Annotated in this window: 4 protein-coding genes; all 4 read left to right on the top strand. The window is 26.4% G+C overall.

The window, feature by feature from the left end; translation table 11 throughout:
* The first annotated feature begins 272 nt into the window (after positions 1 to 272).
* The 4 genes from Q4A58_RS07255 (at position 273) to Q4A58_RS07240 (ending at position 10,028) form a co-directional block, all read left to right on the top strand.
* Positions 273 to 1,160, top strand: a complete 888-nt coding sequence (locus Q4A58_RS07255) for a LysR family transcriptional regulator (protein ID WP_303117901.1) — start codon at positions 273 to 275, stop codon at positions 1,158 to 1,160.
* A 31-nt stretch (positions 1,161 to 1,191) separates the two neighbouring features.
* Positions 1,192 to 1,776: a D-sedoheptulose 7-phosphate isomerase gene (gmhA, locus tag Q4A58_RS07250; protein WP_303117900.1), complete on the top strand. Its 585-nt coding sequence runs from the start codon at positions 1,192 to 1,194 to the stop codon at positions 1,774 to 1,776.
* Between the two features lie 132 nt (positions 1,777 to 1,908).
* The gene (locus Q4A58_RS07245; protein ID WP_303117898.1) at positions 1,909 to 2,106 is read left to right on the top strand and encodes a hypothetical protein; all 198 of its coding nucleotides are present in this window, start codon (positions 1,909 to 1,911) and stop codon (positions 2,104 to 2,106) included.
* 71 nt (positions 2,107 to 2,177) lie between these two features.
* The gene (locus tag Q4A58_RS07240; protein WP_303117896.1) at positions 2,178 to 10,028 is read left to right on the top strand and encodes a hemagglutinin repeat-containing protein; all 7,851 of its coding nucleotides are present in this window, start codon (positions 2,178 to 2,180) and stop codon (positions 10,026 to 10,028) included.
* The last annotated feature ends 22 nt before the right edge of the window (positions 10,029 to 10,050 follow it).

Below are 10,050 nucleotides of genomic sequence, written 5' to 3'. Positions count from 1 at the left end.
AAAAAATCAGCCGATTGGAATAGATTTTTTAAAAATCTCCAATCGGCTTTTTTTAATTGTTGTAGAATAGCAAATTAATAAAAATTTCTTATATTTCAAATTCAAAAAATAAATATTTAAATATTTTTAATTTTCACTTAAAGAGCTGTAATTTATTATAGCTCTTTTTAGTAAGAAAATTTATTAAATAATATATATTTTTAATAAGTAGTATAAAAATTATAAAAAATATGATAAAATTAACAAGAAATAAAGAAAATAAATAATAGTATATGGGAGTGATTCAATTGGATTTACATTACTTAGAAATATTTTATGAAGTTGCCAAAGAAAGAAGTTTCACAAGGGCAGCAGAAAGACTTTTTATAAATCAATCAGCAGTGTCTATTCAGGTAAAAAAGTTTGAAGAAATTCTGGGGACAAAGTTGTTTGATAGAAGCTCAAAAAAAATAAAACTTACATATACAGGAGAATCATTATTTAAAATGGCTGAAGAAATTTTTGAGAAGGTAAAAAGGACTGAAAAAGAAATTTCTAAAATAATACAAATGGGAAAGGCAAAGATAAATATTGGAGCTTCTCCAATAATAGCAGAGCCCTTATTACCTAAATTAATGAAAGGTTTTTCTGAACAACATGATGAAATAGAATATGAAATTACAGTTTCATCTAAAGATTATTTAATAAAGCTTTTAAAAGAAGGGGACTTAGATTTAGTTGTAATGGATAATGAGCATATAGTTGATGAAAATTTAGAAGTTATTAATTTAGAAAAGGGTCCCTATGTTCTTATTGGAAGTAAGAATTATGATGATATAAAAGATATAGAGAAAGATCCTATTATAACCAGAAAAAATATTCCTAATAACAATAAAGCAATAGAAGCTATAGAGGAAAAATTTGGTATTTCTTTTAAAACTAAAATAATAGTTAAAGGGAATTTGGAAGTTATAAAAGGAATGGTAGAAGAAGGGATTGCCAATGTAATACTTCCTTATTATGCTGTTTATAAGGAAATCAGAGAAGATAAATTTAAGGTTATACAAAAGATAAACGAAGTGAAAGATGGCTATCAAATTATAGTTACAAAAGATAAAAAAGAGCTTGATCAAATTAATAAATTTATTGACTTTTTAAAAGATCACAAGTTGATGAATTAAATTAAACTTACAACATTAGAAAGGAATAAATATGAATTTAATAGAATCATATAAAATAGAATTAGAATTACTAAAAGATTTTATAGAAACTGAAGAAAAAAGAGGAGAAACAGAAAGAGTAGCAAGAAAATTAGCAGATATTTTTACCCGAGGAAAGAAAGTTTTAATTTGTGGAAATGGTGGAAGCAATTGTGATGCCATGCATTTTATGGAAGAATTTACAGGAAGATTTAGAAAAGAAAGAAGAGCATTGCCAGCTATTTCACTTTCAGACCCATCACATATTACCTGTGTTGCAAATGATTATGGATTTGATTATATTTTTTCAAAAGGAGTTGAAGCATATGGTCAAGAGGGAGATATGTTTATAGGAATATCGACAAGTGGAAATTCAGCTAATGTTATTAAAGCTGTCGAAGAGGCTAAGAAAAAAGGACTAGTAACTTGTGCTTTACTAGGTAAGGACGGTGGAAAACTAAAGGGTATATGTGATTACGAGTTTATAATTCCTGGGAAAACTTCGGATAGAATTCAAGAAATTCATATGATGATACTTCATATAATTATTGAAGGAGTTGAAAGAATAATGTTTCCAGAGAATTATATGGAGAAATAAAAACTAAAAATTTTGTATTGCACCAAAAATCTTATGATAAGATTGGAGGTGCATTTTTTTATAAAGTATTGACAATAAATAAAAAATTTAGTAATATTAACTTAACAAAATGAATAAGGAGGAAGATTTATTGTGTTTAAGAAAAGATTGTTTTATTTTTTTACTTTTATAGACTTTTCTTATGCAGATAATTTTCATGAAATAGAAAAAAGGTGGAATAAACAAATAAATTATTTTTTTAAAAAAGATATAGAAAGAAATATATATATTGAAAAGGGATATATTATGGCTAAAGGTAGACTTATTTTAAAAAAGTCTAATTTTTCTTAGTTTTAATGTATCTTTTTTATTTTATAGAAAAATTTAAAACTTTTATAGCTTTATAAATTTTAGGAGGGAAAATGAAAAAAGTATTTGTAATTATTCTAATTTCGTTATGTTCAATTGTTTACGGAGATAATTTAATAGTTGATAAGGAAAAAAATAAAAACTTACATATAGATAAAACTGCAAATAATATTCCTCTTGTCAATATAGAAAGCCCTAATTCAAATGGAATATCACATAATATATTCAAAGAATATAATGTTGAAAATAAAGGGATCATATTAAATAATGCCTTAGATGTAGAAAAAACACAAATTGGAGGACTAATATATGGAAACCCAAATTTGCAGACAGATAGAAAAGCAGCAACGACAATACTTACAGAGGTAAGCGGAGTAAATAGATCAAAAATAGAAGGCTTTACAGAAATAGCAGGGCAAAGGGCAGACTATATTTTAGCCAATCCTAATGGAATCTATATAAATGGAGCAGGCTTTATCAATACAGGTAATGTAACTTTAAGTACTGGAAGAGGAGATGACTTACAAAATCCGGAGAGAGGTCAGATTGAAATAGCAGGTAAAGGTTTAGATTTAAGAAACATAAATAAATCTGAATTAATAGCGAGAACAGCAAAGTTAACAGCACCTATCTATGGTGGGGAAGAAGTAAATATAAAGCTTGGAAGTAAGAGTAAAGAAAATAAACCTGAGATAGCGCTAGATGCTAGAAATCTAGGCTCTATTTATGCTGGAAGAATAAGGATAATTTCAACAGAAGACGGAGTAGGAGTAAAGAGTGCGGCTAACATATATGCAACTAAGGGCGATGTAATAATAGATACAAAGGGAAGAGTGTATTTAAAAGATAGCCAAGCTAAAAATAATGTGGATATAAAGTCTAAAGAAACAGAAATAGAAGAGAAATTAATAGCAGAAAATAAAATAAGTATAAAAAATGACAAATTAGTAAATAAGGGAGAAATAGCAGCAAATAATGATATAGATATTACAGGAAATGTAGAAAATACTAAGTTGGTGTTGACAAATCAAAAGCTAAAAATTGAAGGAAACTTAAAGAATACAGCAGATATAAAAGCTAAAACAGATATAGATGTAATAGGAAAAGAATTAGAAAATACAGGACTTATTATTGCAGATAAAAAAATAAAAATTAATTCTGACAATATAGTTAATAATAAAAAAATAATAGCTAAAGATAGTTTTAATATAAAGAATAAAACTTTAAAAAATAGTGGAGATATCTATTCTGAAAATGAAATGGAAATAGAAAATGATAAAGTAGAAAATTTAGGAAGATTGGCAAGTAATAGCAATATCAAAATAGAAAGTAAGGATATTGTAACAAATAAAATAGATTCAAGAGGTAAGCTATCTATAAATACTGATACATTAAAAAATGATGGAAAAATTTATTCAAAAAAAGATACTGAGATAATTGGAAAAAATATAGAAAACAATTCTGAAATTTTAAGTAGTGGCAAAATAAATATAGATGCAACTGAAGTTAAAAGTAATAAAATTTTAGCAAAAGATGATGTTTCTATAATTTCAAAATTATTGAAATCTAAAGAAAAGATATATTCAGATAAAAATATAAATATAGAAAGTGAGAATATAGAAAATACTGGTGATATTTTATCTATAAAAAATATTGATATAAAAGGGAAAAAATTAATAAATAATAAAGTAATTCAGGCAAATGATGATATAAATATAAAGGCAGAAGATATTCAAAATGAAAATTTAATTGCAAAAAATCTAACAATAACAACAAATAAATTAGAAAATAAAAAAATAACGACGAAAGAAAACATAGATATCAAGGCAGATAGTCTAGCAAACGAAAATTTTATTAATTCTTTAGGAAGTATTGATTTAAAAATAAGTGAAATTCAAAATGCTGGTAATATTGTTGCTACAAAAAATCTTGATATAAAGAATAAGAATCTAAAAAATACAGGGAAAATTTACTCAGGTTTTGGAACAAAAATAGAAAATGACAAAATAGAAAACTTAGGGGAAATACTGAGTGAGAAAGATATTGAGATTATAACTAAAAATATTGAAAATAAAAAGATAGTTGCAAAAGGGCAATTAAGCATTAATACACAAAGTTTAAAAAATACAGAAAAAATTTATTCTGGAAAAGATACAATAATAAAAGCAAAAAATATTGAAAATCAAAATGAAATTTTCAGTAGTGAAAAAATAAATATAGATACAACATATATTGATAGCAATAGAATTTTAGCAAAAGATGATATAGATATTAATTCAGAAACATTAAAATCTAAAGATAAGATTTATTCAGATAAAAATATAAATATTACAAGCAACAGTGTAAGAAATACTGGTGTTATTTTAGCATTGAAAAATCTTGATATAATAAGCAAAAATAAAGACAATATAGGAAATATTAACAATGAGGGTACAATTCAATCTAAAGAAAACTTAAAAATAACTGCAAAAAGTATTGATAATAAGAAAAATATAATATCTGGAAATGATTTAGAGATAAAATCTAAAGATTTAAAAAATACGAATAATATAGTTGGAAAAAATGCTGTCAAATTGAATAGTAAAATTTTAAATAATGACAATGGTAGTGGGCTTATTTATTCTGATAATAGCTTAGATATAATCAGTAATAAAATTAATTTGACTAGAAATATTGCTGCAAAAAATTTATTAAAATTAAATATAGCAAAATTAGAATTAAATAATTCATATATAACTAACAGTGATATAGATGTAAATATCAGTGGAGATTACACAAATAATTATGAATTTATAGCAAAAAATATGAATCTGGTAGCCAATAACATAGTGAATAATTCAATTATAGCAAGTAAGCAAGATTTAAATATAAGGGGAACTGGTATTCAAAATGAAAAAAACAGCTTGATTTATAGCAGTGGAAAGCAAAAACTGGAAGGAAGTAGCTTAAAAAATAAGGGAGAGATATTTTCAAAAAATAATTTAGATATGATTTTTGAAGGAAATGTGGAGAACATAACAGCTAATATAGAGGCTGAAGGAAATATTTATCTAAAAGCAAATAATTTTTCTAATGTTGGACATATAACAGGAAATCATTCTAAAGTATGGGATCCCGGCTATGCAAGTAATATTAATATAAATGAATTACCAAAAGAATTTTTAGAAGAAGTTGATAGATTGATAATAATAAATCGTGGTGGACGAAAATTTAGAGGTTGGGATGAAGATAAAAGGCTTACTAATGCTGAGAGAGGAATAAGTAATTACATCTCACATAAATCATATTTAAAAGCTGGAGGAGACTTAACTCTTGAAATAACTAAGGATGTTTTAAATAAAGAAGCTGATATTTTGGCAGATAAAAATATTAAAATTACAGCAGATAAATTAATTAATACAAGAGAAGGAAAAGATATATCTATTACACTTGAGTTTGCTAGAAGATATAACTATAGATATTGGAGACGTGGTAAATATAGAACAGGTAATGGAGATGTCTATGCAAGTAAAGATTGGGTAGAAACTCTTTATTCGGATAAACCAACACAGATAGTAGCAGGGAACAATATACAAATAGTAGCAAAAAAAGTTGGAAATGGAGAAGAACACAGGAACACGGCTCCTCAATATTCAAACAATATTAATGTACCTACCGGAAATAGCAATACAAGTAATATAAATACAAATTTCTCTACTAGTAAAGAAAATATTAACACAACAGATATTTCAATAGATTCTACATTTAATGTCAATAATAATTCGTTAATTAAAAAAATAAAAGAAGAGTCTTCAATAGGAATAACACAATATATAGATATTCCTGAAAATAATAATGGAATATTTAAATTAACTAATAAAAAAGAAAATCCAAAATTCAGTTATTTAATTGAAACAAATCCTAAACTTATAAATAAAGAATTTTATCTAGGTTCTGACTATTTCTTATCAAGAATTAAATTTAATCCAGATAGGGATATAAGACTACTTGGAGATTCTTTTTATGAGCATAAACTGATAACAAGAGCAGTATTAGAAGGTACAGGAAAAAGATATCTATATTCCAATAATATAAATGAAGAGAGAAAGGCTCTTTTTGATAATGCCGTTGAAGCACAAAAAGATTTAAATTTAAGTCTTGGAATAACTCTTACAAAAGAGCAAATAAATAAGCTGAAAAAAGATATAATATGGTATGTTGAAGAAGAAGTAGCAGGTCAAAAAGTGCTTGTTCCAAAGATATTTTTATCAAAGAACACATTGAAAAATATCAATGAAAATCAAGGAAATATAATAAAGGCAGGAGGAAGCCTAGCAATAAACAGTAGTATTGTAGATAATAACGGAAAGATAATAGCAAAAGATAATGTAAATATAAATGCTGATAATATTTTACAAAACGGAGCTTATTCAGACACAGGAATTTATGGGGAAAATATCTCTCTAGTAGTTGAAGAAAATATAGAAAATATGGGCGGTAATATAATTGCTCAAGAAGATGTATTACTATTTAGCAAAAACGGAGATATAAAAAATAGCAAAAAACTCTCTATTCACGAAAATGATTTACGTAATGTTTTTACTGATGTTAGAGCAGCTGGAGATATAAAGGGAAGAAATATTAGTATAGTTGCCAACAATGTAGAAAATTTAGGAGCAGATATAATAGCAGATAAGAAAATAGAAATAGGAGCAAGAGAAAATTTAACAATAGGAAATCTTGAGGCTGTGGATCAAAAAATAAGTATAAGCAAAAGAGATTTTGTTTTGGACAGAAAAACAACAAATATTGGAAGTAACTTGAAAGCAAAAGATATTGAATTAAGTTCTTTAAAAAATATAAACATAGTAGGTTCTAATATAGATGCTAAAAATAAACTTGATATAAATGCAAAGGAAGATATAAATATAGTAGCAGGTAAAAATACAACTTTACATGAAGAAAGACATGGTAAGAGTAAAGGTTTTGGGCGTTCGTCATCTAGTACAGATATTATATATAATGAAGATATTGTAGCAGCTGAATTGAAAGGAAAAGATATTAATATTATTAGCCATAAGAATGCTAATATAATAGGTGGAAATATTGCAGCAGCAAATGATTTAAATATACTGGCAAAAGAAGATATAAATATAATAGCTGCACAAAAGGGTTCATCAGAAATACATCAAAAGACAAAATCAGGCTTTATGAAATTAAGCGGTCAAGCCTCTTTAGAAGATAATTTAAAATATGAAAATGTTGCATCAAATATAAGTGCAGGAAAGTCGGCTAATTTAATTTCAGAAAAAAATTCTAATATTATTGCTTCAAATATAAGTTCAAAAGGAGATACAAACATTATTGCAAAAGAAAATATAAATATATTGGCAGGAGATAATATAGAAAGACAACATAAGGAAGAGAAGAAGTATAAAACATCTTTCTTTAGTGATTTTAAAGGATTAAATTTTGAAATTGGTATGAAGTTTAAAGGAAGCCAAACAAAAGAAGGAATATACAAGACAACAGTTGCCGGAACCAATATAAATGCAGAGAAAACAATAAATTTACAAAGTGGAAAGGATATTACTATACAAGCAAGTAATTTATTATCTGAGAATACTTTTGCTAAAGCTGAAGGTAAATTAAATATAATAGATAAGGATGAAATTTTCACAAGAGATTCAAGTAATAAAGAAATAGAAGCAAAATTATCGGCAGGACTTAGATTAAGTGGAGTAAAAGAAACATTAAAATCAACAATTAATATTGTAAAAGGTGTAAAAGAATTGCCAAAGATGATAGGACTTGCAAAAGATTTAGCCACAGGCAAGGATATTAATGAAGCATTAGCCGGAAAAGAAAAAGCAATAGAAGAGGCTAATTTAATAGCAAATGGTCCAAAGAAAGGAAATGTCAGTACAGGAATATATCTAGGTGGAAGTATATCAACCAACAAGGAAAGTACTAAATCAACGAGAAGTGTTGGAAGTAATTTAATCTCAAATGAGATAATTGCACTAAAGAGTGGCAATGATACAAATTTAAAAAATGCTAAACTTATATCTAAGAATATAATTATTGATTCTGATAAAAATATAAATATAGAAGCAGGAAAATCTACATCCGAAAGCAAAGGAAGTTCTTGGTCTGCAAATGGAGAGGTTAACTTATTGACCGGACAATTTAATATAGGAGCAGAAACTAAAAAAGATAATGCTAATTCAGAATCTTATAGCAATAGTAAAGTAATAGGAGAAAATATAGTTATAAGAGGAAAAGATTTAATAGCAAAAGGTGCAAATATAGAAGGAAATAAATTAGATATAAAGGTAGAAAATTTACTTCTTGAAAGCTTACAAGATAAAGAACATAGAAATCACAAAGGCTATAATGTATCAGTTGACAATTCATCAGTTGGAGCAGGCTTAGAATATGGAAAATATGATAAAGAATGGGTGAATGAACAAAGTACAATAATAGGAGCAGAGAAATCAGATATAGAAGTAAAAGGAAAGACAAAATTAGTTGGCTCAAAAATAGGAGGGGCAAATACAAATTTACGGACAAAAGAATTGGAATACTCAGATATTTATGATAAAGAAAAGGGAGTAAACTTTGGAATAAGCGCAAATGCAAATATGGGAATAACAAATGTATATAATGAAACAAATCCAAATAATCCAAATAAACAGTTAAAGATATCTAAATCAGGAAGTGCTAACTATGATGCAGTAGATAGAGAACAAATAAATAGAGCAACAATAGGAGCAGGGACAATAATAGTGGATGGTAAAGAAGCAAAAACAAATATCAATAGAGATGAGAGTAAGTCACAGGAGCTAACAAAGGATATAAATGTAAGTAAAATATCAATAGATTATGCAGATGAAAGGAAAGATTGGAGTTTAGCTAGTGTACAAGATATTTTAGGAGAATATTTAAAGGATGCTGTATTAGAACCTGTGGAGAGTCTAAATCAGAAATTAAAACTATATAAAAAATATGATTTCTTTAAGTCAAATGCACCTAGATATAGATATGTTATTGAAAAAGACTTGGAAGGCAATATAATAAGGCATGAAGCCGAAAGATTATCAGAAGATGCAATTTTTGAAAAAGAAAGTGTAGCACATATAAATGGAATGAACACAGATTTAAAAACTGCATTAGATGAAATTGAAAAGCATCATTTAATGAAAAATTTAGATGATTCGAAATTAAGTATATTAGAAAATGGGGAAAAGAAAGAATTTATATTATTCCAAAATGAAACACATGGAAATTTAAGTGATTTAGTTGAGAGTGCTTATGATAAATTTGGAATAAAAGGAGGAAGAAAAATATATAGTAATGCAGCAAAAGAAGTTGGAGAAGCAATATATTTGAACAAGGACAGAATAAAAGACTTTACAATGTTTAGCCAAGGAAATATACAATGGAGAGCTGGATTACAATATGTAGAGGAAAAGTATGGAGTAGGAGTGTTGAAGGAAATAAAAACAGAGAAATATACTTCAATAGGTTCACCACTAAATGCAAAAGATTTAATTATATTTTTAAAAGATAAGGAAATGATAAAAAATCATAATTATCCAAATATGGTGATAAAAAATGATAATTTAGATTTGGTTGCCAATATTGTTGGATTTAACGGAATGTCAATATCTGAAAGAGACGATAAAATGAAGAAAAAAATTGAGAATAAAAAGAAGTATGGAATCAGATATGATATATGGGATCCACATAGTAGTTATACAGCTGGAACAAAGCCAACAACAAAAATTGAGTATAGAGCATGGCAATTACCATTAATAGGAATAGATAATATATTAAGATTATTTAATCCAAAAGAATATTTTGATAAAGAAAAATATAACCCAATAATAAATAAAGGAGCTGATAAGAAAGATGAAAAATAGTTTTAAGCTTATAATTTTGCTT

This window comes from Fusobacterium sp., assembly GCF_030528405.1.
Classification (GTDB): Bacteria; Fusobacteriota; Fusobacteriia; order Fusobacteriales; family Fusobacteriaceae; genus Fusobacterium.
This window is presented reverse-complemented; position numbering and strand designations above follow the sequence as displayed.